Here is a 23,857-nt window from a genome sequence, read left to right on the forward strand (position 1 = left end):
CCTATCTCATCTTTAGTTTAAAATTTCGCATTAAGACAAAACCTGTAACTGCTACGAGTAATACAAGGATCGTTAATTGTGCTGTATCCCCTGTTTGCGGATTCGCAACTTGACTTTCGCGACCGCTAGAAGCCTCACTTCCATTTGAACTATTTGCCGCAGTGCTTTCTTCTTCACCTGATTGGTGGTTGTTTGATGGTGTTTCCTTTACTTGATGTAAGCTTGATTGATCAAATGAAAATCTAACTTTATAACCATGATCGTATTGAATATCTTTTACCACCACATGAATATCAGCAGTGATTGGATTAGATATCGTGGTAACAGGAAACTCAACGGTTCTTTTATCTGCTGATTCATTTTGTGAGATTACTTTTACATCTTGATTATTAACTTTGAATTCAGTCACCCAAGCACTTTTGTTGATCGTCATTTGTATAGTACCTTGCCCATTTGAGACGAATAACTTTGCTGGTTTATCCCAATAATCATTGGCAATGGAAGCTGAGTCATTATCCGAGTGCAACACAGTGTAAGAGATTGTATATTCTCCATCCACCAAATCTATCGCTGCTCCAACATGTAATGGTAAGACCATAAAAGCGATGACTAAACATAAAAGTCCTACGAAACTCATTTTACTTTTCATACGTATTCTCTCCCCCTTAATTAATATTGATTATTATTCTCAATTGAGGTTTAAAAAAAGAAAGCTAGTCAGCTTTGAAGTTGATTATCATTCTCAATTGAACTCTAAAAAAAGAAGTGACCTCGTCACAGCCCTACTCCCTCCTTATATGAAATCATTTCCTCTTACATATTACTTTTAATGATAATCATTGTCAATTAGAATATTGATTTATTGTAAGAAACATTTCGTATGAAGGTTACTTATGTGCGATAGTTTGTGCCGTGAAGTTAGCTCGTCATCCATCTCGCGATAAATGACCTTAGTAGGACAGTGCTCCCTGTTTGTTCAGGCCGACTCCTGATGGTGATCGAGTTGTAAACGTGCCAACAGTTTGAACAGTCGCCACTACTTTCATCTTTGTTGGTGGCGAAGTAAATGGGGCTTAGCCTTGTGGGTTTTGTATGAAAGTTAGTGCTGATGCTCATATGCGGAGCACTATTTTCCGCTACCGAAATCATGATCCGCTCGGTACTGCTTATTCTCAAGTAAAAATAACATCCTTAAAATATAAACAATAAAGTGAATGAAAAGCCGCCAGTCAAAGGGCAAAACCCTACTTTTACCTTTGTTGATGGTGGAGAGATTAGGGCTTTGCTATTTGGTTTTTTATAAAAGTTAGTAGAACTTCGACAAATGTCAACGGTCAAAATTTAAAAATCTTTCATGATAGTATTATTTTATTTCTGGACTGATATTTATTTGCTGACCGTTTGATTGGATATAGATATGGCCGTTTTTTTCTGTTACTAATGTGTTGATTCCTTTATCAACCAGCCGCTTATATACTTTCTTCCATTTAGATGTATTTGAACTAATAATCGCATACTCAGGATTAACTGTATTTAAAAAAGCGGACGAAGAGGAAGTTTTGTGACCATGGTGAGGAATATGTAACAGATCTACATGTAATTGTTCACCAAACTCTTCAATTAGTTTAGACTCGGTTTGTTTATAAATGTCGCTTGCCAGTAAAAACGTTGTATTTTGATACGTTATTTTTAGAACCAGTGCCAGTTGATTAATTTGTTTCGTTGTCCATCTTTGTTTTTCTGGGATTTCACTAGGATTTAAAACTTCAATGACTACCTCCTTGCCTAACTTAAAGCTGTCTCCCTTTTGAAGGTAATCAATATGGATTTGCCTTTTGGCTAGCAATTGATGAAAAGCTTGATTTAGTTTCGATACAACAGGAATATCCGGCATCAGAAATTGGCTGATCGGTATGGTACCTATTACCGAAAAAAAGCCGCCGATATGATCATGATGTGGATGCGTTGCAATCGCGTAGTCTAGTGTTTCTACACGGAGTTGTTCTAATAGTTCATTGAGTTGCTCGCCCATTTTGACATTGCCTGCATCAATTAATAATGTTTTCCCTTCGGGACTTTTTATCAAAATAGAATCTCCTGATTTCTCTTTATCATTTAGATTAAAATATCGGATTGTTAAAGCTTCTTGGTCTTCTTGTGATCGGAAGAAGGAAATTGGTTGATCCATAGAGGCATCTGCCTCTAACACAAAGACTTTTGATTGATCTTGTGTTGAAATGTAAAAGCCCGTTATGAGAATGGCTATAAAGATAAACAACTTTATGAGGTGTGTTCTGGTGACATTCTCCATGCTATTTTCTCTCCTTTATATGAAGGTTAAAGCTAGTGCTCATGTCAAAAGCATCTATATGGCTATCGAATTATATACCGTTTCGATTTTATCTATATATTGTTTGATTAATTTAGTTTTTATATGCAAAAAACCTCTGAAATGGTTTCAGAGGTTTCATATGTCACGTTTTATTCTATGGTCTTTTTAATGTAAATTGATTATTTACATGTGTATAGTCATTACCTGCTAAACGACCGACTGCGTCTAATTTAACCCGATCAATTCGACCATTCTCATATAAGTCATCTTGTATGTGGAAATGAACCACCTTGCCAATGATGAGATCCGTACCTATCTCGCCTGTTTCACCCTCTAAAGGGAGATGGTGCTCAAGAACACATTCAAAACGAACCTTTGCTTCTAATAAAGCGGGTACTGAAATTTTAACACTGGGTATGGCGGCTAAACCTACCTTCTCTACCTCACTCTGATTACGCGGTAATGCTTCAGCAGTCAAATTGACCTTTTCCACATTAGTCGAATCGACGATATGGATAACAAACTCTTTTTTTGATAAAATATGCGCGGCTGTATCTTTCGTCTGCCCTTTTTTTCGATTAATTGCTACAGATAATCGGGCAGGCTCAGCTGAGACAATATTAAAATAACTGAAAGGTGCTGCATTCAGTGTCCCATCTTCTGCTAATGTTGTTATAAAAGCAATAGGCCTGGGAATGACACTCCCTATTAAAAATTTATATTTTTCTTTTTCTGTTAGCGTGCTAGGATCAATAGATTGCACTCCCTCACCTCCACGGATTTAAATGATAGTCTTCAACCAACTTCAACCCTTTAATCGTAGTTGGTTATTTTCTAAGCTACCAAAATAAGCCTCATGATGAGAACTTACATTTTTTTGATGAATCATAAAAATTTCCACTAAATGATGTTAAATTCAAAATGATAAGTAAAAAAAATTATTTTTATGCTTGCTTTTCAGCATGGTGACCTACTATCTTTAACTTTTTGATAAGTGATTCTTTTTCTTTCTCTGTTAGCACCGATAATAATTCTTCAATGGCCTCTTCGTTCTCTGGAAATATCTCTTCAATAAAAGCCTTACCCACATCAGTAATGACGGCATAAATAACACGGCGATCTTTTGCAGAATACTTCCTTTGCAAGTAACCTTTTTGTTCGAGTTTGTCTACGACATATGTAATCGATCCACTGGATAGCAGAACTTTTTTTCCAATTTTTTGTATTGGTTGTTCACCCTTATGGTATAATAATTCCAATACAGCAAATTCAGTTTTATTAACACCAAATGTTTTTATTTTCCTCTCGTTACAATCGGCAATCGCTCGGCTGGCACGGAGCAAGACAATAAATAACTTGAGTGAGAGATTTTCTTTTTTTATTCCATCCATTTGCTTCACCTTTCATTTAGCACTATTTCTATTGTCTTGAATTCAAGATAATTATATGTTTAATATTTCCATTTGTCAATTATATACATACTTTATTATACAATTAGGAGAAGCTTATGTTAAATTCGATTTTATCGTTGGTTTTTCTTTTTTTTAGTACAACAGAATGTGTTGATATAACTAATCATGATGCACTACTTGCCTGGGGACATTTAGAAGTCTTCAGTCAAAAAGCTACTGTGGAATTCACAGACCATTCGAAGGTCAAAAAGCCCGCCCTCTTTCAAAAAAATAGTCAGAGTAGTTTGGAACACCTCCTCCCTAATCGGTCAGACCCTGAGGATTCCAAAGTTATTGAATTGTTTAAAATAATGACAATCAAATGGCAAAGTTCTCAATTCCTCTCTATGTCTACCTAATATGTAGATGAAAGGAGGAATAGTGGTGGCTAAAGCGAAGAAAAACTTGGACATTAGTGAAGCGATGTTTGGCTTACTTTTTGGCATCATTCTTTTAGTCGTTGCATTTTTATTTGCCCATCATGTTCTAGGTCTAGAATATTTTCCAGGTTAATAGAAGGTGCGGATCTACACTTACGTATTTCCCCACTCTAATGAATAGGCCACTGATTATGTTCTCTTAGAGGATTAATCAGTGGCTTTTGGTTTTGTATGAAAGTTGGTGCGAACATAAAGCGCTACTCGTCGCTATCGAAAATTATGCTCCGCGTCCTGCGGGTTGGCGCTGAGCTAACTGGCTACGCCAGTGGATCTCAGCCCGCCACTGCGTCCCGCGGGAGTCTCCGCATATTTTCGTCCGCTGGGTACTGTTAATTCTCAAGTTCAAATAACTTTCATATAACAATGACTATAATGAAAGTGAATGAAGAGTCCAACATGCTAAAAGCAATATCCAACTTTCATGTTTGTTGATAATGAGTTGCTAAGGCAAGTCATCATGGAAGTTTTGTATGAAAGTTGGTTAACGCTGGAATACGGAGTTCTACTCGCCGCTACCGAAAATGACGCGTCGTTCTGTGAGGTGTACACCACCAACACCACATATTTCTTGTGACATTTATGCTCGTTGAAGTCAATCTAGATATGCTACTGGAATACTATCTTATTCACTATAAAAAAATCACTCCAGCTTAGTGGCCAGAGTGATCCTCTTCTTCATCTTCATGATGGTCATGGTGGTCTTCGTGTTCACTATGTTCATCATGATTTTCATGTTCTTCTTTAATTGCCTCAATTTCTTCATCTGACAAAGTTCCTATAATGACTTCCTCTGTTGGCATGACATGTAAACCACGAGCTGTTACATGAGATTGAACATAAAAAATACCTTCACTTTCAAACGTATATTCAATCTCATATAAGCCGTTTTCAGTATGCTCGGCTTCTATCATTTCACTGTTGTCTTTGTCGCCAATCGACCATATTTCAAATATCACTTCATCAGCATCTTCCACATGTTGTTCACCATGCGTAACAACAGCTCCGATCGAGACTGAATCATTCAGATCGATTTGTTCATCTAGTATCATTTCTACCTCAACAGGTGCTAATGCGTCCGGCTGTTCATTGCCCTCCTCATTACCACAAGCAGTTAGTATAAAAAGAAATAATCCTGCAAAAAGCCATTTCATCCTACTATTCATTTCAATCTACTCCTTTATCAATCACATGACTCACAAAGTAGTATACACAATAATTGTGAAGCATACGTGAAGTCCCGCTCAGAATAACAGACAAATTCATAGATGTTCATAGAATAGTACGATTTATGAATATTATATGATTTGCTTTAACTCGGAATTAATTTTATCCAAATTACTTAATAACTTCGTCGTACTATAATAATCAATTTTTGCATGATAAATGGACGGTGCATCAATTTGTTCTTTATATGACAAAGCCTCATAGTCATCGATACTGTCATTCGTATACACTTGATAATCATTTAAAACTGACTCCTGCAGTTTTTCTAAATGACTACTAAGCTCATACATTGTAAGTTGTAGTTGCATAAATGTGTGACTATCATGAGTTTCAAATTGAAACTGCTGACGACTATTAATAAGTTGTTGCTTAATTTTCTCAAAAAGCACCTGATGTGAATCACTTACTTCCATATGACTAATAATTTGTTCACACGCATTTAGAAGTTCTTGAATTCGCTCTGTTGGCTGATACATTTCCATTCCTCCATCGTATCAATAATCATAGAAGTATTCTTTGCAATAATTGGATAAACTATACAAAGCAATCAACGTATCATGACCTGCTAACTTCAAGGCACAAACTACCGCCCGTAAGCAATAAAACCAACACCATATTCGCCAGCTTTTGACGAACATGATATGATAAAACAAAAACATAAAGATGGTTAACATCACAGTAAAGAAGGGATACACGTTATGATTAAACAGGAACTTATCGACCGACTGATTACATACGCTAAAATTGATACGCAATCTAACGAGAATGCCACATCCTGTCCATCCACACCAGGACAATTAGAGCTAGCCCATTTATTAGTAAATGAATTAAAAAAGATTGGTATGGAAAAAGTAGAAATCGACGAAAATGGTTACGTAATGGCCACACTTCCTTCGAACACAACGAAACAAGTACCCGTCATTGGCTTTTTAGCCCACTTAGATACAGCCACGGACTTCACCGGAAAAGGTGTGAATCCACAAGTTATTGAAAGCTATGATGGGGAGTCCATCCTCTTAAATGAGACTAAAAATATCGTCCTTTCGACAAAAGACTTTCCACAAATGAAAAATTACCATGGCCATACACTCATCACTACAGATGGAACAACACTTCTTGGTGCCGATGATAAAGCCGGTATTGCTGAGATTATGACAGCTATGAGCTACCTCATCCAGAATCCAGATATTAAACATGGGGAAATTCGCATTGCCTTCACACCTGATGAAGAAATCGGTCGTGGTCCACATAAGTTCGACGTTCAAGCTTTTGGAGCAGATATTGCTTATACATTAGATGGTGGCCCTATTGGCGAGTTGCAATATGAAAGCTTTAATGCCGCTAGTGCTAAAATCACGATAAAAGGTACCAATATCCACCCAGGAACGGCTAAAGGGAAAATGGTTAATTCTACAAAAATTGCTATGGAAATTAACCGGCGCTTACCTGCTGCTGAAGCACCTGAGTTTACAGACGGTTACGAAGGCTTTTATCACCTTTTATCTCTTGAAGGAGACGTCGAGGAAACCCAGATGTATTATATTGTTCGTGACTTTGATCGCTTAGGATTTGAAAGACGCAAAAGTAAATTGCAATCCATTGTGAAAGACATTAATGCTATTTACGAAACCGACCGGGTCTTTCTCGACATAACGGATCAATATTATAATATGAAGGAAAAAATTGAACCTGTATTTGAAGTTGTTGAGATTGCCTCTAAAGCTATGAAAAATCTCGGTATTGAGCCAATTATTGAGCCAATTCGTGGTGGAACAGATGGCTCACAAATTTCTTATATGGGCTTACCTACTCCAAACCTTTTTACAGGTGGAGAAAATTATCATGGCAAGTTCGAATTTATATCTGCTGATAATATGGTTAAAGCCACTGAAGTGATCGTGGAAATAGTTCAGTTATTTGAAGCAAAAGAATAGCCAAAAAGCTCTCCCATATCATGGAGAGCTTTTTTCTTTAAAGATACCCTTTGAGAGCAACACTTATAATGGTTTTAACGGGATCAACGAAATCCCAGAAACAATAATGACATCTCCATCCGCTAAATCAAAGAGCGGTGTTGTTTCACTATTTATAGATGAAACGAGTTCAAAAACGTGATGCTCGCCTGTTTCTTTCAATATTTGTAAATAACCATAACCAAAATACTCATCTAATTCGTATTGTCCAGGGGCTATATCACTTCCTACTCGCCACATACCTGCACTTAATTCATTTGAGATAACTGTTTCTACAGGGTTCAAATAAGCAAAGGTAACCCCTTGGTCTACCTCGATCGTATAGTTTTCATGAATGTCAAATGTCACCTGAGCAACACCCATGAAACTACCGATAAACTCTTGATAGATAATTTCTCCCGTTTCATCACGAATAAATAAATTTCCGGCGTATTCAGGAAAAATTATATAACGCCCCTCTGGGAGCGAAAACAACTCTCCCTGCTCTCTAGAAGGCGAAATCACAAATTCAGTAGCACCCTCATTACTGCGGTCGACCTCTACAAAAATTTGGTCAGGAACATAACCAATCCTATCTTCCCTTTCCTCGCCTATAATCTCATAGTTTTCGAGGTAAGCTATTTGCTCTTGAGTTTCATCTACTTTTGGTTGAGTACAACCGATTAGAATCATCATAAATACTACCATAATAACAATTAAACTTATTTTATTCATCTTCTAGATAATACCTTTCATAAAATTCCATCGTTCCTAATGGACCTACCTCTAGCTCATGATTCGATATTTCTAAAAATCGCTCAATCCATTTTGTTTGTTCTTTCATATCAAGACCCGTTATAGGAAAGCATAGTTTATGTTTGGCGATAAAATGGTGTTCCAATGGTAACTCATATTTCTGTTTTAAAAATTGATATTGTTCTTCAGATATATCTACTTTTATAAAAGCGTCTTGTTGCTCTTCATAAATTTGTTCATGTACAAAATGGCCATTCTTTAAATACCAAACACGGTCTGCATATAAATCTAAGTTTTCTAACAAATGGGAAGCAACAAAAATTAACTTATTCTCCTCTTTCATTTCTGCTAGTTTTTTAGAAATCAACGCGACATTTGTAATATCTAGCCCGTTCATTACCTCATCCATAATCATAACAGGCGTATCAGCAGCCACCATCATCGCAAAGGATAAGCGCTGACGCATTCCTAACGAATAAGTCCTTACTTTGTTCTTAACATAATGACCCATATTTAAATATTCCACCACATCTTTAACTTGCTTACGATTTCCCTTCCACATATCCGCATAAAGATATAAATGCTCTATTCCAGATAAGTCATCAAACAGATCTTTTTGTTCAGGAAAACTGATCAGATGTTTGTGAATATAAACCTCTGATTTCTCTGATTCATACTTATATTTTTCATCGAAAACGATCTCCCCAGATTTAGGTCTTAAATAATTGGACATTACATTAAATAATGTTGTTTTACCTGTTCCATTTGGAGCAACTAATCCAACAATCTCACCTTTCTTTGCCGTAAAAGATAGATTATTTAAAACCTTATTGTCTCCGAAAGCAACGGTTATACTTTTTGCTTCTAGCATACTAACTGCCCCATTTCTTTTAAGCTTTACGTTCTTTATGCAATATACTAAATTTCTTCAAATAATCTCTTTTATTAATAGTGTAAATAATGAGGATAATAACAAACGTCGCAATGACTAAATAAATCATCGCCCATAAATAATCAATATGTGTAAATGTTGCTTGAACAGATGATGTTCCCATTAATACAGAATATATATCAATTAACTTAATTGTGTGCAACCATGGGACATCAATATTCAGTGAGCCGAACACATCTGGTATAAAAAACAATGACAATCCAAATACAACGGTAGCAAAAGCGTTTTTTAATAACATATTTAATAAACTAGCTAAATATAGGAGAAATATTAATACGATTAACTGTCCACCAACTAATAAAATTAAGAAGGTAGTTGTAGAAATTGCCATGTATTCACCTGATAAATATATGACTACCGGGGCCATAAAATCTCCTATACTAGATTGATAAGAGGAATAAACTCCACCTAAGACTACTCCTATCAATAAAAGCATTGCTATTAATAGAAAACTAACCATAACCTTTGCGTGTATCTTGTTCATAAACTTCAAAGGCAACCCTTGCATAATACTTTGATGCCTGCTTTCATAAGAGAGTATTTCACTAGCAAATAACATAACTAGTAATAGGAATACAAGCCCACTTAGATTCCGCATGATGTGTACTAGATACTGACTCGATGTAACAGATTCTAGTTGAAACTCTAGATTGTGTTCATCTATGTATCGAAAGAACACCTCTTCTTTTAATATATCTTGTATAGGAATAATTAAATTCACAGGAATACCTAAATTATCTAGCTCATGCACTCTTAAACGATTTGCTGTCAACTCGAAGGCATTGTCTAAAAATGCATCCCACTCCTTTTGCCTGAGATACCATATTTGGAAATTAACTAAACTCGACTGTTCTCTTAAAAGTTCTCCTATCTCCTTCTCTTCCTCCGGTAATTCATCTAGAGGTAATGTTTGGTTAAAAATAGAATTGTACATAGCTGGTTCTTCACGCTTTTCATCAAAAATAGTTATGGGCTTCGATGTTTCAAATACATGAAAAGAAACAACAAAAAATAAAATAAGTAATAACCCTAAAAATAAATTTTTTTTATTTCTCCTTTGTAAATTAAACTCAAATCTTGCATACTTTCCATACATAAATAGTTATCCTTTCCTCAGTAAATGAACAGACCATTCCCAACATTTATATTCAGATAATTCCATCTATCCAATGGAGATTTTTGATAATTTTATTATCGCGAACTATATTTGCTATTACTTATAAAACCTGCGCTTATTTATCCACTTAGCCATGATGAACAAGGTGACTTCAACAACTAAGATGCTAATTAATAGCACAACTATTCCCTTTGTATAAGTGATTGACTCCACATTAATTAGAAAGTTCTTTTCACCAGTAACGACTTTACCGAAATCAAAGTACGTTTGTGGGAAGAAGCTTACGTCTATCCCAAACAACTCACGCGTTGTACGAGTAAAATAAAAAGTTTCCAAAAATAAAACTAGGCTGCTAGTAATTAAAACAACCCACTGATTTTTGAAGATAAGATTAAATAAAACACTTAATCGAATAAATAAATAGGCACATATCGGCAAAAAGCTTAACGTCAATAATAGATAAGAGCCGATCGACATCGTTTCATAATCAAGTAAAGTAAAAGTTTGTTGCAAAGGCATAGTCCCTATTTGAAGCGATAAATATCCAAAACCAAACTGAATCGATATAAACATTACGGCCAATAAAGCGAGAGCAACGATTATGAGTAAACTATAAAAGAAAACAACCAAGGATTTAATATTTATAACCCGATACCATGACAACGGTATTCCTTGAATGATCGTTTTGTTTAATCTGTCTCGAACCACTACATCACTTGAAAAAAAGATAACGATAAATAATAAAACAAAAGGTAAATAACCTAAGAATAAGTTTGTCAAAGCCTGTACGGTCGTTTGCTCACTTATTAAAGCAGGTGTTATCTTAAAGTCACTTGAAATCAGGCTTTCATTTTTTATCATCGTCTTGTAGTAAATATGGTTCCGGTCTTTTTGAGGAAACGGCGAATCATCAAAATGAGGATCATCTAGTAAAAACGACCCTTGATTCCACCCAAAGTTCAAAATATGTAAATGAAAGAAACGGTAGTAATTTTCATCATCTAACGCCGCCATCATTGCCTTATTGATATTAATTTCGTATTGATCCATTGCATAAACTGGCATTCCTGTAAAAAGAATAATGCCAGTAGCACCTCTTCTTTCGCGCCCCTCCTGCATGGCTTCTTTTTCTTGAACCATTAATTCAGCTCGTTCCCGATCATAGTAATTATAAGATTGATAGTTTGGCAGGATCATAAAGCAATATATAACCAAACCGATTCCTAGCAGTAGCAAAAACAATAAATTTTTACGACTTTTCAGCATAATATTAAATTCATGTTTATAAAAAGCACCATTCATTTGTAAACTCCTTCAAATTCTATAATAGTAAAATCGTCATCTAACCAAATATCATCTTTTTAAATCTTTTTACATCATAAAAGATCTAAATATGTAGAATTATGGAACAATCTCCTCTACTTTACTACAGATAATTGAATTAGTAAAATATTCTTTCAATTTTAAGGGTTGAAATATTGAAATATTTATTCCCATGATTTTGAATCCTATGTTACTATTTCACTAAATGAACCTAAAACGAGATAGGAGGAATGATGTGAAGAGATATAGTAATGGCGTTGCTAAATTTTTATTTATAATTGGCTTGTTCATCACAATAATCGGATTTTGCACAGTTTCGCTGTTCGTATATTTAGAATTTTCGGATTCTAATCATTACAACTATTATGGCAGTGAGAATGAAAGGTTTAGAATGATCATCCAAACCGTTTTTTATTCATACAATTCCTTTGGATTCTCTGGAATCTTTATGATTGCTGCTGCAGAACTTATTCAAGTTCTACATAACCATCACAAGAAGTTAGAGGAAACGCCAACTGTCGTTTATCAAAAGCAAGAGGAAGAGGAAAAACAAGAAGAAGTCGTTCGTTTGAAGGCATCAGAGCAATATAAGGTTCATCACTTTTTTGAACAGCTTGGCTTAGATGTAGAGGAGATTATCGTGCCTCCTTTTGAAGGGTATATCATCGCTCTCATAAATGAGGAAGCACATCTCGTTGAATTAGGTGAGTTCCAGCCTAAGTTATTGAAGTTTGAGAATTACCCCGAGATTTTAGACTGGTTTACTAATCAAAGTCGGTCATGATTTATAAAGGTGAAAAAAGAGTCGTTCGATTCCTTTTTTTCTTTGGCTTACTATGGTTACTATCCTCTTTGAGTTACAATGCTTTTATTCTTTATTTAGATGTACTTAATCCACTTATGCTCTCTTTCAAATATAGTTCTGTAAACTTATCATACGAACTCCAACAACATTTGAGGCATCTTCTCCTGTATAGCACAATGTCTGGTAGATACCTGCCTCTTAGTTATGGATTTGTGTTAATAGCTCTATCAGAAATCATCAAGCTACTCTTCCTATTAAAGAATGTAAGAGCACATGACAAAACTTTGTTATAGCTTTTCAACGAAGTGAGGCAATCAAATGTTGCTGCTACAGAAAGCCTACAATTGATGGCAAACCTTCAACTGCCAACGGAGAATTTGAATACGGAAATGAAAGAAGCCATTCAAGAAGCTGATGGCATTTCATATAATAATGAAACTGCTCATATTCCAACAAATCATCTCTTTGACAGACGAAGTAAACATAAAAAGCTCGTTATCCACTCAGTTGACTAAAAAACTCGTCCTCAATGCACAAGTTACAGGGCGACTATTTACACGTATCGAAAGTATTAACAAGGCTATTCACACAGATTTACCTCGTATTTCAGAATCGGCTGATGAACAAGCGAGCTCAACTGCTCAATTAGATCAAGTAGCGAACTCCTTTTCAACAATTAATTGACCAACTTAATGGAGTCTTTAAAGAAACAGATATTATCCAAGAGCGTTAGAAAAAGAACCTAAGGATCATATCCATAGGTTCTTTACTATGAATCTTTCACTTCTTGCTTTTTATCGTTGAGATACTTTTCATAGACTTGTTCAGCTACTGATTTTTTTATAACAAATGCAGCATGTAAATCAGATACCTTCTGCCCAACCCAAAGTAGCGTTCCTAAGAGCAAACCAAAAGCAATGGGGGCTGAGAAAATAGGGTTAATCATCACTAGTCCAAATCCTACAATTGTCAATAGTATAACCCAAGAAATCCATTTCATCTTTCTTCCTTCTCTCTTTTTGATTTTGCACATATTTTGACTAGGCACATACCTTATCAATAGTTGAATATAATGATTGTGGAGGTATGCTTATGACAACATATATGGATTATACAAATCCATCGGCTCAATTCTTCTATGATATGAAGCAAAGTCGGCTAGTAAGTAAAGATTCAAATAACTTTATTAATGTAATGGGGGTACAGCAGCTTAATACGTTAGATAATACGTCACTATTGGATATTTATCTCAGTAAATCCAATATCATCGAACCTCATTATCACCAAAATGCTGCTGAACTTGTTTATTGTATTTCTGGTTCTGCTGTTGTCTCGATTTTGAATCCTTTTACAAAAGCGTTAATGAATATTCCCGTTAACCCTGGGCAAGTAGCAAATGTACCTCAAGGGTGGTGGCATTATGAATTTGCTACTTCAGATCAAACACATCTATTAGCGATTTTTAATGCCCCACAGCCTGAGGTTATTTTAGGTTCAGATATCTTACACTTTACTCCTGATAAGATTATGGCTACTACTTATTGTATGGATGAAGAAAAGTGGAAAGCTGCGACTCATGCGGTACAACCAAATCTATTTATAGGCCCACCTTCTGATTGTCATGTTCAAAGGGCTGTCGATGGATCTATGAATAGAGGGTATCCAGCTCCTAGTCAAAGTCCGTCCTATGAGCCGACTTATGCTCAAGTCTACCCTGCCTTTTCTTATGATGCATATAGGCGGTTTTATTGATTGTTTTGTATGAAGGCTAGTACGAAATGGAGCATTGCTCGTCGCTACCGAAAATGATGCTCCGCGTCCTATGGGGTGGGGCTGATCTAATCGGCGCAGCCGCTGGATCTAGCTCTGCCACTATGTCCCGCGGGAGCTTTTACCGAGGGAGTCTCCGCATAACTCGCCCGCTCGGTTACGGCTAAATTTCAAAAAACATTTTACTTTCATTACAAATGAAAAAACAAAGGTGAAATGTACGACGTGCCCACTGTTAAAAAATTCGCCACTACTTTCATTTTTGTTGGTGGCGGAGGAATGGGCCTCCACCATGCCGGTTTTATATGAAATTTCAATGGTTGTTACATTGAATCTCGTCAAGTTCACTTCCAGTATTACAGGTTACGACTAATCATTAAGCTCAAGAGCTCATTGTGACATCATGCTCCTTGAGTAACTGACATGATGACCTTTTTGTGTAGTTACTCACCTTCTTCCTTCGAGTAACTGACACGTTCGCACCTTTTCGTAACTTTACTCATCCGCTCCCATTGAGTATCTATCACGTTGGCCTCTTTGTGCTGTTACTCCTAGATTTAGCCTCAGTTTCTGCACAAATCTTATGGATCGTCAAAGTGGCTGACTTTCATCTTTGTTGGTGGTGGAGCGGTTTTGACTCCGACATAAACGGTTTTTTGAAAATTAGTGATGATGCTCATGTGCCGATTTCTACCCGCTGCTCCCAAAAATCACTTTTTCTTTACTTCCCAATAGAAAACCCTTCAAAATAGGGTCCTCCATATGGTTTAAGTGTGTTGATGGTAAATTGAATGATAGGGTGTTTTTCTTTTTCCTGATAAAATGATTCCATTGCCTGAAGAAGCTGGGTGGCCTTGTTTTTATCATGTTTCTCTAATAATCTTATTGTCCATTTGGAATTTCCTTGCCATTTTTGATTCGTACCTAAAATGAATTCCGTTATTTGCTGGATGAGCTCATTGACGATAAAAATTTGCTCAGCACGTATTGTGCTACCTTTTAAATCATCAAGTAAATCGGTGATGAAATATCGACGTCTATTTATCTCTTCCGTTGGCCATCGTTTTGGCCCTTTAATAAGAAGCTGTTTTGCCTCCTTTTTTAAACGGCTAGATAATTGCTGACTTCCTTTGATTAAAAGACCTTCCTGAACCATTTGTGGTAAAGAGGGCCTGCCTCTCTCAACATCCAAAGTAAAAAACTTCGCAAGTGAAACCTCTGTATGAACAAAGGCTTCAACCGGCCAGTCTAAAAGAAAGAAAGATTCTCGATAAGCCTCTTGTAATCGCTCCTTATCCATGATGATTACTAAATCAAGATCTGACGTTTCTGTACTTTCATGACGCACGACACTTCCTGCTAATAGAGCTAATTCACAGTATGGATATCGCTTCTCAACTATTTTTTTCGCTGCTAGCTCAGCTGCCAACCTTTGCTGTTCCACCGTTTGTACACATCCATCCTTCATCATTTTGATTATTTTATCACTAAAAAGTTGAAATGTTCAGTATTTTATTCCGATACGGCATTTTTTTCTAATACATCTGCTGTGATCTCATATTTAGGATTAAAGCTAACGAGATCAGACCTTGGTATTGTCCGTAGATGGGGTTGAACAAGAAAATAGATGCTAAACAAAAAGATTGCCATACCCGCTAAGATGATTGGGTATTTGACGTCGATACTGCCAACAGCACCACCGAATAAATTACCTAACGGTGTCGCCACTCCTGCTAGACTCGAAATAACGGTAATAACTCTCCCTACTAAAGTTAATTTTACTTTTTGTTGAATAATAGAGAAAAGTAGAATATTCGTAACTGTGACAGCTATCATGGTCATCATGATGAGCAAAAGCCCTACCCAAAATGGAACAAAGGAAATCGTCATAACTGATAATCCAGCTAGCATAAACCCATACACATATAACTTACCTAATGGTATTTGATTGAGCTTAGGGGTTACAACTGCCCCTAATAAACTACCAACTGTAATGGCCGATAAAAAATAGCCGTAATGTTGGTCCCCTCCACCAATTTCTAATGTAAATGCTGGGAGCACCGCTAACATACCACCAAAGAAAAAGTTAATAACAATGACCGGACCTAGCATCTTCTTAAATAAGCTCGAGCCACTTATATAGGTGAAGCCTTCCTTCAAATCTTCTTTATATGAGCGAATTCCTGATTTTACCTCTGCATCCTCCTGTTTATGAAGATTGGATTCCATTCTAAAAAACATATACAAGATCCCGGTAATGAAGTGACAGGCTGCTGTAATAAGTACCGCCTCGGCATTTCCAATAAAAGCAATGAGAAGACCTGCAATAGCTAAGAAAACAATATCCATTCCTTCTCTTAATGTTTGCATGAGGGAATTTGCTTTCACAACATTTTTACCCCCAACAAAACTTGGAATTAATGTTGATTCAATTGGGTACGTAAATTGTGAAATAAGTGCTGTCAAGAACATAATACCGATCACATAAAAAACATGTAGAAGCTCAAAAAAGTATAAAATGGGAATGGAGACGAGCAAGGCCGATTTCATAAATTCCGCTACAATCATCGATACTTTATACGGGATATAATTAGCGAGTGGTGCGATTAAAAAACCAAGAATATTCGGAATACTAATGACAAAAAAAGTGAGTCCTGAATAAAAGACATTTCCTGTTAAATGTAAAACTAATAGCATGGCGGCAACGGCATAAATACCGCTACCAAGCCCTTTCACGAATGCACCTGAAAATAAGATGCTAAAATTGCGGTTAAATAAAGTCATTCTCCATCCCCCTCATTAGGTTTTCTAATTTGCATGTTGAGTAAATAGCTCTTTCTCTCTTGCTCGCTCTTCCCTACCGAACGTTTTAAATATTTTTGTAATATCTCACTATAATCTTTCTTCAACTCTTTTAAATCTTCTTCAGTTAGATCTAGATTCGTTTGTAGAGATTCAATGATACTTTCATCCACCACATTTAATGCTTGTGCATCCTTTAAAATAAAATGAGTCGCCTTCGCCTGATAATACTTTTCATTAATACCTTTGTTTTCACGAGTTTCGGTTAATTCTAGAATACCATTTTTATAAAGCTGCTGGATGTGATAATGAATGTTACCTGCAGACATACCTAATGCCTCTGCCACTTGTTTGGAAGTCATAGCTTCTTCCGCTAATAAATATATAATCTTTGTTCTTAACGAGTTAGAAATAAGTTTCTGTTGCTTCAAATTAATTTCCATTTGACGATATTCCATTGTATTCCTCCTTATCATTTGTTATCTACATTCATTATATGATCTAATTTTATAGATCGCAACTTATTTTTAAAATGATCTATTTTTTTAGATCGATTAATTGAAATGGTTATTCACTACAATTAACTATTTTTTGGTAAACTGTACTTAAGACAACTGTACAAAAGAAAGGATTAATTGGGATGTTCGATTACGCACAAATACTTCACGGTATTGGTTTAATGATGGTTTCCATTCTTAGTCATGACCAAGATATACACACAAATACGACAACGATAGCGATGCACCAACTATATGAACAAGCAATTGAAGTTCGTGAACAAATTCATAGCGAGCATGTTTACCTCCTTCGATTAGATGACGAGCAAGTTATTTATGAAAAAAATGCTTATCAAGAAACATCCATTGCCTCTTTGACAAAAATGATGACGACACTCGTTGCCGCGGAAAAACTAGAAAATGAAGAAGTTATGATTCGAATTGATGAAGATATGTTTGAATTTCTAAGATCAGAGAACTTATCTGTTGCTGGATTTTTACCTAACGAAGAAGTGAATGTAATGGATCTCATTTACGGTGTGATGCTGCCTTCTGGTGCAGAGGCTTCATTAACAATTGCCCAATACATCGCTGGTTCTGAAGAAGCCTTCGTTCAGCTTATGAATGAAAAAGCTCAAGCACTTAATATGAACGCGACCCGGTTCACAAATGTAACGGGGATGGACGCGGCTGGGCATTACTCAACGGTTTTTGACATGTCACTTTTGTTAAAGGCAGGATTAGAAAACCCACTTTTCAAAAAAATTATTGAAACCGATACACACGCGACTCTTTCAACCAATTTAAGAGAAGACGGTATTTCTTTCCGAAGTACGATGTTTATGATGATCGACCGTATCGAACAGTCACTTTTTAAAGACGGGGAAATACGAGGGGGTAAAACTGGATTCACAGATGCTGCGGGTCTATGTTTGGCAAGCTTTGCAACAATTGATGGACGTGATTATATCTTAATTACAGCTGGAGCGGACGCCTCCAATCGACACCTCTTGCCACTACACACGATGGATGCCATATATATTTACGATCATTTAACGTATTAAGTACTCGTTATCATATAGCTTTTCCTTTCATAGGAATTCCCTGCTTATATTCATATAATAGAATGATTTGTTAAGGAGCATAACATATGGGCAATAAAGAAATCACTCTTCATAAAGAGTATGTTTATTTAAGTCTTTGTCTACTATTTACGACTGTCCTACTTTATTTAACACTATTATTTATACCAAGCCTCCTTATTATAGTGATGACTTTTTTTGGTATTTTGTACTTGTTCCATTTTGTCCAAATTGGTCGAATACGTGCGACTAGTATTCAAGTAACCGACAAACAAAACCCACAACTGTATCGCATTTGGCAGGAAATACTTACAGGTATGAAGATACAAAAACAGCCTGACTTATACATAGTCGAAAACAAATCGGCTCTTCAAACAGTCATTTTCCTACTATGTAATCAACATGTTGTCGTTCTTTCTCATCATGACATAACTGTAGACACAAAAGAGCTCGCGTTTGTGATGACAAGGGAGATTCTTCTCCTTCAAAAAAGACAAGTATGGAAAAATATCTTTGTTATTCCGGCTTTTCTGTTCCCGATTTTCCCTCTTGCTTATCTACGTGCTGTCATTTATAAAGTTGATCAGCAGGCATTATTTCATACAAAGGATTTTCACACAGCAAGAAAGGTTCTGAACAACTTAGCACTCGGGCCCAACCTAATTTCTTTGTTAACAACTAGCACATACAAAGATCAATTTAAAGAGAACACCTATACCACTGTCCGATTGTATCAATTTTTTTCTCCACAACCACTTTTATCTAACAGACTAGCATCATTAACTCAATATTATCAATCCATCGAAAGGGATACGTTTCAAGCATCGAGTCATGCCTTACTGAAAGGGAAGCCCCTGCTTTTTACCTTTTATGGATTGATCATTAGCTTGACCTTGTCGATTAGCCTCCTTTATACACTTACTACCACAAAGGTCAATAGCAATGTACCAGATACAAATATCGCATTAAGCAATGGAATCACAGCCGACACACCTTTTCTTTTAATAGAAGCGATTCGACAACATGAGAATGATCGCGTCAGGCAATATCTTCAAGATGACATTCATTTAGACTCTGTTGATCTTGATGGTTTGTCTCCGCTCAATTATGCAGCCGAATATGGGAATTATGATGCCGCTTATTTATTACTGGAAGCCGGGGCTAGTCCTCACCCACCTAGCGTAACTGCCCCATTAATTCAAGCTTATGTTTACGAGCACCCTAACATCGCCCAACTTTTATTAGAGCACGGGGCAGATATCAACATAACAGATGATAACCAATTAATGGCGATAGGTTATTTAGTAGAAAACAACCAAGTTGAAATGCTACAAGTCGCCTTACAAGATGGTGCGAATCCTAATCAATTATACTTTGACAGAACTCCTTTATCTGCTGCCCTTGCACATGAATATTACCAAGCGGCCAAGTTACTCTATGAGAATGGAGCAGACCCGACCATTTCTGATGGGGATGGACAAAATGTCTATGAGAAGTTTCAAACCGATGAACATGGGTTACGTGATTTTTTTAATAATGTGGATAGATAAATACAACATCACGTAAAAAAAGTACGAGGCTGATTCCCTCGTACTTCTCTTTTAATGCTTATACATTTTCCTGTTTTAAAGCGTCGATAATATTCTCTTTCTTCACCTTCGACATCGAATACATCATCGCCGCTGCTACAATAATAAATACGGCTAAAATAGCAATGGCAATATTTAACCAAGGTAATTCAAAAGCATACCTAAATGAGTTTGAATTCGTACCATATATGATGTACATCAACCAAATACTAAGTGGCAATCCAAATAATGTCGCCTTCATTCCATAGAAAATACTTTCAAAACGAATCATCTTGTTAAAGGCTTTCGGGGTCATACCCATCGACTTCAGCATCGCAAATTCACGCTTTCTTAATGAAATACTTGTAGAAATGGTATTAAAGATATTGGCGATCGAAATGAGTGTTATCAGTGTAATAAACCCGTAAATAAATATAGAAAGGATTTTTTGAATACTCTCATCGGCTTGACGGCTTTCATATAAATTATGAATACCCATCGTATTGGTTGCATCAAGAGCATCTAGCTGTTCCTGTGTTGCCATAGGGTCATCAGTCGTTAAGTATAACTGATAGGCAGGTTCTTGGAATGATTGATCGCTTGCCTTGAATTCTTCCACCAACTGGTCAAATACACGTGGTGAAACAATCACTGTCGTTGATCCAGTCCAGTTCTGGTAATAGCCCATCGGCAGTTGCGCCGTTAATGCCCCTACGGTTACGGTAGAAATCACTTCTCTATCAGCTTCCCGTGGCCAATAATCAAAACTTAAGTCGAGACTATCACCTTCATTTAAATGAATTAATTCATTTTCAACATACTGGCCTGCTGCAGCATCCTCATAGGTGGCTTTATGAATAACAATTACAGGTTTCGTTGTCATATCCTGAAAATCGCGTAGCGACAGTTCTTGTTCATCTATATATTCGATAAAACTCGCCTCGTCTACTGTTGTGAGCGTAAAGGAAAAGGAATATTCATTGCCTACTTTATATCCTTCAGTTTCGTTCGCTAGTTGAACTAGTTCATTAGTGGCCGCTTCGGCAGGAATTAACGAACTCGCATAAAAAGAACGATTCAAGCTATATTCCGTAACATCAGTGAGCGTATTAATTTGGCCCATCAATTCGTCCATTTCACCTTCATAATTGCTTGAGTTCACAACAATATCATAATTTGTTGTGTTACTAGACATCGAGTAAGACCGTTCAATACTATTTGTAAAATAAGAAACACTTAAAAACAAAACTAAACTAACAGTTAATGATAAAACGGTAATATTATAACGCTTTTTATTCCGTTTTAAATTCTTTAAAGCAATTTCAGCCTCAACACCAAATATTTTGCGGATAAATGGTAGTGTGCGAACTTTCCTTTTTGTTAGCTTCACATCATGTGTTTGTCTGATCGCATCAATGGCCGTAATTTTTGAAGCTCGTCGTGCTGGAATATACGTTGAAATAAAAATTGTCAACACTGAAATCGCGATGGATACAAGAATAGAGAACCATGAGACAGTCAATGTCAACTCGCCATCAAAACCGATTCCCTCTAGTAACGAACCAACAACCATTAACGTGATACCAATACCGGCAATTCCCGATATAATACCGATAGGAATACTCATTAATCCAATAATGAGACCTTCAAAATAAACCGAATTCCGCTTCTGTCTTTTCGTAGCACCAACACTCGATAACATCCCTAAATATCGAGATCGTTCTGAAACAGAAATCGCAAAAGCATTATAAATTAAGGCAATCGATCCGACCATAATAATCGCAATAATGATGCCTAACATACCAAAGATCGTCGCTTGCATACTATCATTTACCGTAAAGCCATGGTATCTTAATAAATCGTGATTAAATGTAAGCCCGCTTAAATCATTTTGCTCCGAAAAATCATTATATTCGTCAAAGATGGAACGCTTCACTTTATTAAGTGTCAAATACCCTAAAATCTCATTTGAGCTTGATATCGTCTCTTCACTTAGATAAGAGATCGCTGAATAGCCAGCTGACCATGGATAATCAAGAATGGGTGACTTCATAAAACCAACAACGGTATAGCTTACTTCGTCTGTTTCATCAATAAATTCTGCTACTTCACCTTCAACCACATGTAAGCTCACATTACTATTAGGAGGCATTTCAAACTCACCATGGTGAGATTCCCTTGTGCCTGTCGCTACATGAATTACGTCACCAATTTCATTGGCTACACTTGCTGTTTTCGCTATTTCTTCACTTAAAATAATTTCATTTGAATTCTTAGGTAGTCGTCCCTCTACTAATTGAACTTGCATTTGCTCAAAAGCTGTTTCATTAAATTCATTAATATATAAATAAGGGCGGTTTGTGTTTTGACTTTCTTCTAAATGAGCAAAACCAACTTCTTTGATTAAGGATAGTGCAGCCGTATTTTCATCAGCCTCTATCGTTTTAATTTGTTCTTGATCAAGCTCCCCATACATCACATGCCACTCACCGTAATTGGCGATGGAGTCTTTTTGTAACATATTCATAAAAGACGCACCAAGCGTTGCTACAGCGACAATCATTGCTACAGAAATAATCGTCCCAAGTAGAGTCACAAGTGTTCTTTTTTTATTTTCCTTTAAATGCCTAATCGTGACTTTGTTGACGATATTCATGGACGAATCACCTCATCCTTAGCAACCACCCCGTCTTCAATCGAAATAACACGGTCTGCTTGTAAGGCGATACGATCATCATGGGTAATCACAATTAATGTTTGTTGATACGTTTTATTAAACATCTTTAACAAATCGATAATTTCTTTACTATTCTTACTATCTAAATTACCTGTTGGTTCATCAGCTAACATAATGGCTGGGCGAGAAATAAGGGCTCGTCCAATCGATACTCGTTGCTGCTGTCCGCCAGATAACTGGTTAGGTAAGTGATTTAACCTCTTTTCAAGACCAAGGATTTGCACCATTTCATTAAAATGTTTTTGGTCTACTTTATGTTGGTCAAGCAATATCGGCAAGGTCATATTTTCCTCAACCGATAACACAGGGAGTAAATTGTAGAACTGATAAATGAGTCCGATTTGTCTCCGTCTAAAAATAGCTAACTTCGTTTCATTTAACTCATACATATCTGTGCCACCAACCCAAACCTTGCCACTTGAAGGGCGGTCAACACCTCCTAACAGATGCAATAGTGTTGATTTACCAGAACCTGACGGCCCAATAATAGCTACAAATTCACCTTTCTTCACATTAAAAGAAACATCATTTAATGCCTTAACCGCTGTTTCCCCTTTTCCATATTCCTTTGATAAATTCTCTATTTTTAAAATGTCCATACCATTTGTCCCCTTTATTTGTTGATACCTTTAGTATAAGAAGCTATCGTGACAGAACCGTGACTGTGAAAATGACAATATCGTCACTTTTGTATGAAAGTTGGCTAACGCTAGAATGCGGAGTTCTACTCGCCGCTACCGAAAATCATGCTCCGCGTCCTATGGGGTGGCGCCGAACTAACTAGCTTCGCTAGTGGATTTCGGCTCTGCCACTATGTCCCATGGGCGTCTCCGTATGTTTTCGTCCGCTAGGTACTGCTGATTCTCAAGTACAAATAACATCCATTAAAAAGTAATAACAAAAAACGAAGTGAATGAGCTTCGCCATGTGGGTTTTGTATGAGAAGATTACTAATTAAGAGGTTAGCACCGACCGGAGCGGAGGGAATGGGGGCCGACTCCTGCAGGAGGAAAGGGCAGGCTGAGATCCACTTGCGTTGCAAGTTAGCT

General features: G+C 36.6%; 23 protein-coding genes. 7 read left to right on the plus strand and 16 right to left on the minus strand.

Annotated features, from left to right (window positions below; translation table 11 throughout):
• Nucleotide 1: 1 nt before the first annotated feature.
• The 4 genes from isdC to PQ479_RS07210 all read right to left on the minus strand — a co-directional run bounded on the left by isdC (nucleotide 2) and on the right by PQ479_RS07210 (nucleotide 3,723).
• On the minus strand, nucleotides 2-649 hold the full coding sequence (gene isdC, locus PQ479_RS07195) for a heme uptake protein IsdC (protein ID WP_053070265.1): 648 nt from the start codon (nucleotides 647-649) through the stop codon (nucleotides 2-4).
• Between the two features lie 714 nt (nucleotides 650-1,363).
• Nucleotides 1,364-2,311, minus strand: a complete 948-nt coding sequence (locus PQ479_RS07200) for a ComEC/Rec2 family competence protein (protein WP_047986869.1) — start codon at nucleotides 2,309-2,311, stop codon at nucleotides 1,364-1,366.
• Nucleotides 2,312-2,486: 175 nt separating this feature from the next.
• Complete coding sequence (locus PQ479_RS07205) at nucleotides 2,487-3,095, minus strand: flavin reductase family protein (RefSeq protein ID WP_047986868.1); 609 nt, start codon at nucleotides 3,093-3,095, stop codon at nucleotides 2,487-2,489.
• A 181-nt stretch (nucleotides 3,096-3,276) separates the two neighbouring features.
• Nucleotides 3,277-3,723 carry a MarR family winged helix-turn-helix transcriptional regulator gene (locus PQ479_RS07210; protein WP_047986867.1) on the minus strand — a complete coding sequence of 149 codons (447 nt, stop codon included), beginning with the start codon at nucleotides 3,721-3,723 and terminating at the stop codon, nucleotides 3,277-3,279.
• A gap of 444 nt (nucleotides 3,724-4,167) precedes the next feature.
• Here PQ479_RS07210 and PQ479_RS07215 point away from each other — a divergent pair, with 444 nt between their 5' ends.
• Entirely contained in the window at nucleotides 4,168-4,296 is a 129-nt protein-coding gene (locus tag PQ479_RS07215) for a hypothetical protein (RefSeq protein ID WP_273716883.1), read from the plus strand.
• Between the two features lie 577 nt (nucleotides 4,297-4,873).
• Here PQ479_RS07215 and PQ479_RS07220 read toward each other — a convergent pair.
• Both PQ479_RS07220 and PQ479_RS07225 read right to left on the minus strand, forming a co-directional pair.
• A complete protein-coding gene (locus PQ479_RS07220) occupies nucleotides 4,874-5,386 on the minus strand; it encodes a FixH family protein (RefSeq protein WP_047986865.1) in 513 nt (170 codons plus the stop codon).
• 132 nt (nucleotides 5,387-5,518) lie between these two features.
• Nucleotides 5,519-5,923: a hypothetical protein gene (locus PQ479_RS07225; protein WP_047986864.1), complete on the minus strand. Its 405-nt coding sequence runs from the start codon at nucleotides 5,921-5,923 to the stop codon at nucleotides 5,519-5,521.
• Nucleotides 5,924-6,148: 225 nt separating this feature from the next.
• Here PQ479_RS07225 and pepT point away from each other — a divergent pair, with 225 nt between their 5' ends.
• Nucleotides 6,149-7,381: a peptidase T gene (pepT, locus tag PQ479_RS07230; protein WP_047987058.1), complete on the plus strand. Its 1,233-nt coding sequence runs from the start codon at nucleotides 6,149-6,151 to the stop codon at nucleotides 7,379-7,381.
• 63 nt (nucleotides 7,382-7,444) lie between these two features.
• Here the strand turns inward: pepT and PQ479_RS07235 are convergent, their stop codons facing one another.
• The 4 genes from PQ479_RS07235 to PQ479_RS07250 form a co-directional block, all read right to left on the minus strand.
• Nucleotides 7,445-8,134, minus strand: a complete 690-nt coding sequence (locus PQ479_RS07235; protein WP_047986863.1) for a hypothetical protein — start codon at nucleotides 8,132-8,134, stop codon at nucleotides 7,445-7,447.
• The gene (locus PQ479_RS07240) at nucleotides 8,127-9,026 is read right to left on the minus strand and encodes an ABC transporter ATP-binding protein (RefSeq protein WP_047986862.1); all 900 of its coding nucleotides are present in this window, start codon (nucleotides 9,024-9,026) and stop codon (nucleotides 8,127-8,129) included. The genes PQ479_RS07235 and PQ479_RS07240 overlap by 8 nt, the downstream gene beginning before the upstream one ends.
• Before the next feature lie 19 nt (nucleotides 9,027-9,045).
• Entirely contained in the window at nucleotides 9,046-10,203 is a 1,158-nt protein-coding gene (locus PQ479_RS07245; protein WP_047986861.1) for a hypothetical protein, read from the minus strand.
• 117 nt (nucleotides 10,204-10,320) lie between these two features.
• Nucleotides 10,321-11,526, minus strand: coding sequence for a hypothetical protein (locus PQ479_RS07250; protein ID WP_047986860.1), 1,206 nt, complete (start codon nucleotides 11,524-11,526; stop codon nucleotides 10,321-10,323).
• Between the two features lie 256 nt (nucleotides 11,527-11,782).
• Here PQ479_RS07250 and PQ479_RS07255 point away from each other — a divergent pair, with 256 nt between their 5' ends.
• Complete coding sequence (locus tag PQ479_RS07255; protein WP_047986859.1) at nucleotides 11,783-12,331, plus strand: hypothetical protein; 549 nt, start codon at nucleotides 11,783-11,785, stop codon at nucleotides 12,329-12,331.
• Nucleotides 12,332-12,657: 326 nt separating this feature from the next.
• Complete coding sequence (locus PQ479_RS07260; RefSeq protein ID WP_047986858.1) at nucleotides 12,658-12,867, plus strand: hypothetical protein; 210 nt, start codon at nucleotides 12,658-12,660, stop codon at nucleotides 12,865-12,867.
• A 254-nt stretch (nucleotides 12,868-13,121) separates the two neighbouring features.
• Here the strand turns inward: PQ479_RS07260 and PQ479_RS07265 are convergent, their stop codons facing one another.
• Nucleotides 13,122-13,352 carry a hypothetical protein gene (locus PQ479_RS07265; RefSeq protein ID WP_047986857.1) on the minus strand — a complete coding sequence of 77 codons (231 nt, stop codon included), beginning with the start codon at nucleotides 13,350-13,352 and terminating at the stop codon, nucleotides 13,122-13,124.
• Between the two features lie 92 nt (nucleotides 13,353-13,444).
• Here PQ479_RS07265 and PQ479_RS07270 point away from each other — a divergent pair, with 92 nt between their 5' ends.
• Nucleotides 13,445-14,104 carry a cupin domain-containing protein gene (locus PQ479_RS07270; RefSeq protein ID WP_047986856.1) on the plus strand — a complete coding sequence of 220 codons (660 nt, stop codon included), beginning with the start codon at nucleotides 13,445-13,447 and terminating at the stop codon, nucleotides 14,102-14,104.
• A gap of 739 nt (nucleotides 14,105-14,843) precedes the next feature.
• Here the strand turns inward: PQ479_RS07270 and PQ479_RS07275 are convergent.
• The 3 genes from PQ479_RS07275 to PQ479_RS07285 form a co-directional block, all read right to left on the minus strand.
• The gene (locus tag PQ479_RS07275; protein ID WP_273716885.1) at nucleotides 14,844-15,566 is read right to left on the minus strand and encodes a nucleotidyltransferase domain-containing protein; all 723 of its coding nucleotides are present in this window, start codon (nucleotides 15,564-15,566) and stop codon (nucleotides 14,844-14,846) included.
• A gap of 68 nt (nucleotides 15,567-15,634) precedes the next feature.
• Nucleotides 15,635-16,906 (minus strand): MFS transporter, encoded by a 1,272-nt coding sequence (locus PQ479_RS07280; protein WP_047986855.1) that lies wholly within the window; start codon nucleotides 16,904-16,906, stop codon nucleotides 15,635-15,637.
• On the minus strand, nucleotides 16,903-17,382 hold the full coding sequence (locus tag PQ479_RS07285; RefSeq protein WP_047986854.1) for an ArsR/SmtB family transcription factor: 480 nt from the start codon (nucleotides 17,380-17,382) through the stop codon (nucleotides 16,903-16,905). Before PQ479_RS07285 ends, PQ479_RS07280 begins: the two co-directional genes overlap by 4 nt.
• Nucleotides 17,383-17,564: 182 nt before the next feature.
• On the opposite strand from PQ479_RS07285, the gene PQ479_RS07290 reads away from it, so the two are divergent.
• Nucleotides 17,565-18,485 (plus strand): D-alanyl-D-alanine carboxypeptidase family protein, encoded by a 921-nt coding sequence (locus PQ479_RS07290; protein WP_053070264.1) that lies wholly within the window; start codon nucleotides 17,565-17,567, stop codon nucleotides 18,483-18,485.
• Between the two features lie 86 nt (nucleotides 18,486-18,571).
• Nucleotides 18,572-20,053 (plus strand): ankyrin repeat domain-containing protein, encoded by a 1,482-nt coding sequence (locus tag PQ479_RS07295; RefSeq protein WP_047986853.1) that lies wholly within the window; start codon nucleotides 18,572-18,574, stop codon nucleotides 20,051-20,053.
• 58 nt (nucleotides 20,054-20,111) lie between these two features.
• On the opposite strand, the gene PQ479_RS07300 is transcribed toward PQ479_RS07295, so the two are convergent.
• A complete protein-coding gene (locus tag PQ479_RS07300) occupies nucleotides 20,112-22,727 on the minus strand; it encodes an ABC transporter permease (RefSeq protein WP_047986852.1) in 2,616 nt (871 codons plus the stop codon).
• The gene (locus PQ479_RS07305) at nucleotides 22,724-23,407 is read right to left on the minus strand and encodes an ABC transporter ATP-binding protein (protein ID WP_047986851.1); all 684 of its coding nucleotides are present in this window, start codon (nucleotides 23,405-23,407) and stop codon (nucleotides 22,724-22,726) included. Before PQ479_RS07305 ends, PQ479_RS07300 begins: the two co-directional genes overlap by 4 nt.
• Between the last annotated feature and the right edge of the window lie 450 nt (nucleotides 23,408-23,857).

Origin of the sequence: Alkalihalobacillus pseudalcaliphilus (assembly GCF_028610675.1) — a bacterium.
In the GTDB taxonomy this organism is placed as follows: Bacteria; Bacillota; Bacilli; order Bacillales; family Bacillaceae_D; genus Alkalihalobacillus; species Alkalihalobacillus pseudalcaliphilus.

What these genes read in the sequence shown, in the direction of transcription:
- isdC (WP_053070265.1), bottom strand. Translation starts at nt 649, where the DNA reads ATGAAAAGTAAAATGAGTTTCGTAGGACTTTTATGTTTAGTCATCGCT.
- PQ479_RS07200 (WP_047986869.1), bottom strand. Translation starts at nt 2,311, where the DNA reads ATGGAGAATGTCACCAGAACACACCTCATAAAGTTGTTTATCTTTATA.
- PQ479_RS07210 (WP_047986867.1), bottom strand. Translation starts at nt 3,723, where the DNA reads ATGGATGGAATAAAAAAAGAAAATCTCTCACTCAAGTTATTTATTGTC.
- PQ479_RS07220 (WP_047986865.1), bottom strand. Translation starts at nt 5,386, where the DNA reads ATGAATAGTAGGATGAAATGGCTTTTTGCAGGATTATTTCTTTTTATA.
- PQ479_RS07225 (WP_047986864.1), bottom strand. Translation starts at nt 5,923, where the DNA reads ATGTATCAGCCAACAGAGCGAATTCAAGAACTTCTAAATGCGTGTGAA.
- PQ479_RS07235 (WP_047986863.1), bottom strand. Translation starts at nt 8,134, where the DNA reads ATGAATAAAATAAGTTTAATTGTTATTATGGTAGTATTTATGATGATT.
- PQ479_RS07240 (WP_047986862.1), bottom strand. Translation starts at nt 9,026, where the DNA reads ATGCTAGAAGCAAAAAGTATAACCGTTGCTTTCGGAGACAATAAGGTT.
- PQ479_RS07245 (WP_047986861.1), bottom strand. Translation starts at nt 10,203, where the DNA reads ATGTATGGAAAGTATGCAAGATTTGAGTTTAATTTACAAAGGAGAAAT.
- PQ479_RS07250 (WP_047986860.1), bottom strand. Translation starts at nt 11,526, where the DNA reads ATGAATGGTGCTTTTTATAAACATGAATTTAATATTATGCTGAAAAGT.
- PQ479_RS07265 (WP_047986857.1), bottom strand. Translation starts at nt 13,352, where the DNA reads ATGAAATGGATTTCTTGGGTTATACTATTGACAATTGTAGGATTTGGA.
- PQ479_RS07270 (WP_047986856.1), top strand. Translation starts at nt 13,445, where the DNA reads ATGACAACATATATGGATTATACAAATCCATCGGCTCAATTCTTCTAT.
- PQ479_RS07280 (WP_047986855.1), bottom strand. Translation starts at nt 16,906, where the DNA reads ATGACTTTATTTAACCGCAATTTTAGCATCTTATTTTCAGGTGCATTC.
- PQ479_RS07285 (WP_047986854.1), bottom strand. Translation starts at nt 17,382, where the DNA reads ATGGAATATCGTCAAATGGAAATTAATTTGAAGCAACAGAAACTTATT.
- PQ479_RS07290 (WP_053070264.1), top strand. Translation starts at nt 17,565, where the DNA reads ATGTTCGATTACGCACAAATACTTCACGGTATTGGTTTAATGATGGTT.
- PQ479_RS07295 (WP_047986853.1), top strand. Translation starts at nt 18,572, where the DNA reads ATGGGCAATAAAGAAATCACTCTTCATAAAGAGTATGTTTATTTAAGT.
- PQ479_RS07300 (WP_047986852.1), bottom strand. Translation starts at nt 22,727, where the DNA reads ATGAATATCGTCAACAAAGTCACGATTAGGCATTTAAAGGAAAATAAA.
- PQ479_RS07305 (WP_047986851.1), bottom strand. Translation starts at nt 23,407, where the DNA reads ATGGACATTTTAAAAATAGAGAATTTATCAAAGGAATATGGAAAAGGG.